This window comes from Nonomuraea rhizosphaerae (genome assembly GCF_019396405.1).
GTDB classification, from domain to species: domain Bacteria; phylum Actinomycetota; class Actinomycetes; order Streptosporangiales; family Streptosporangiaceae; genus Nonomuraea; species Nonomuraea rhizosphaerae.
This window is the reverse complement of record NZ_JAHKRL010000296.1, coordinates 1-1,574: the sequence shown is the minus strand read 5'-3', so window position 1 is coordinate 1,574 and position 1,574 is coordinate 1. Positions and strand designations below refer to the sequence as shown.

General features: G+C 71.8%; 3 protein-coding genes. All 3 read left to right on the top strand.

The window, feature by feature from the left end; all coding sequences use genetic code 11:
* Positions 1 to 124: 124 nt before the first annotated feature.
* The 3 genes from KME77_RS14990 to KME77_RS14980 all read left to right on the top strand — a co-directional run bounded on the left by KME77_RS14990 (position 125) and on the right by KME77_RS14980 (position 1,546).
* A complete protein-coding gene (locus KME77_RS14990; RefSeq protein WP_219467306.1) occupies positions 125 to 550 on the top strand; it encodes a roadblock/LC7 domain-containing protein in 426 nt (141 codons plus the stop codon).
* A 119-nt stretch (positions 551 to 669) separates the two neighbouring features.
* Entirely contained in the window at positions 670 to 984 is a 315-nt protein-coding gene (locus KME77_RS14985) for a DUF742 domain-containing protein (RefSeq protein ID WP_372451175.1), read from the top strand.
* Positions 965 to 1,546 (top strand): GTP-binding protein, encoded by a 582-nt coding sequence (locus tag KME77_RS14980; protein WP_219467302.1) that lies wholly within the window; start codon positions 965 to 967, stop codon positions 1,544 to 1,546. Before KME77_RS14985 ends, KME77_RS14980 begins: the two co-directional genes overlap by 20 nt.
* Positions 1,547 to 1,574 lie beyond the last annotated feature (28 nt).

The window sequence follows — 1,574 nt, the reverse complement described above, 5'->3', positions numbered from 1 at the left end:
CCGGCTCGGCGGCCCCGTCGGCCGGCCCGCCCGCGCCCCCGGTCTCACCCGACCGGCTGCGCAGCAGACTCGCCGGCTACCAGCAGGGCGTGCGCAAGGGCCGCGCTCACTTAGAGGAGGACTCATGAAGAGGAACCTGAGCCAAGGGGCCAGGGACCTGAACTGGCTGACCAGCGGCTTCGTCGAGCAGGTGCCTGGCGTCGCGCACGCCGTGGTGGTCTCCGCCGACGGGCTGCCGATGGCCTTCTCCCGCGGCTTCCCGCAGGACCGCGCCGACCAGCTCGCGGCCATCGCGGCGGGGCTGGTCAGCCTCACCCACGGCGCGGCGCGCGTCTTCGAGGGCGGCGGGGTGACCCAGACCCTCATCGAGATGGACCGCGGCCTGCTGCTGGTCATGTCGATCAGCGACGGCTCGTGCCTGGCCGTGCTGGCCGCGCCCGAGTGCGACATGGGGCTGGTCGCGTACCAGATGACGGTCCTGGTCGAGCGCGCTGGGCAGGTGCTCACTCCCGCGGTGCGCGCGGAGCTCTCGACCTCGCGTTCCTGGTGAGGGGAGCGCGCCGGTCATGGGAGTGCCGGTGGTGAGGGAGATGCCCGTGGCGAGGGGAGTGACTGTTGGCATCGTGGCATGACGGCCGGGTGGAGCCCGAGCGCAGTTCGCTGGTCCGCATGTACGCCGTCACCGGCGGGCGCACCGCCCCGAGCGGCGGCCTGGCCATCGAGGCGCTCGTCTCCTCGGCCACGTCGATGCGGCTGGGCATGGCGTACACGCGGGAGTACCGCGCGATCAGCGAGCTGTGCCGGCAGGTGCGGTCCGTGGCGGAGGTGTCGGCTCTGCTGCGGGTCCCGCTCGGCGTGGCGAGGGTGCTGGTCGCCGACATGGAGGCGGAAGGGCTGGTCCGCGTCTACCAGCCGCAGCTGAAGGCGGGCCTGCCGGACATGAGCCTGCTCGAAAGGGTGCTCAGTGGACTTCGCAGGCTCTAGCACGGGACTCACCTCGACGAAGATCGTCGTCGCGGGCGGGTTCGGGGTGGGCAAGACGACCTTTGTCGGCGCGGTGTCGGAGATCGTGCCCCTGACCACCGAGGCCGTCATGACGGACGCCTCGGCGGGCATCGACGACCTCGCGCACACCCCGGGCAAGACGACCACGACCGTGGCCATGGACTTCGGCCGGGTCTCGCTCGACCGTGACCTGATCCTTTATCTGTTCGGCACGCCCGGGCAGCACCGGTTCTGGTTCATGTGGGACGACCTGATCCGGGGCGCCATCGGCGCGGTGGTGCTGGTGGACACGCGCCGCCTGGCCGACAGCTTCCCGGCCATCGACTACTTCGAGGAGGCGGGGCTGCCCTTCGTGATCGCGCTCAACGGCTGGGAAGGGGCCTTCCCGCACGTGGAGGGGGAGGCGCGGGAGGCGCTGACGCTGGCGCCGCACATCCCGATCGTGCGCACGGACGCCCGCTCCCGGGAGGCGGTCAAGGCCACGCTCATCACGCTCGTCGAGCACGCCCTGACCGCGCGGTCGGCTTACGGGACCCGCTGACGCGTACAGGACGCGTCAGCGCGTACGG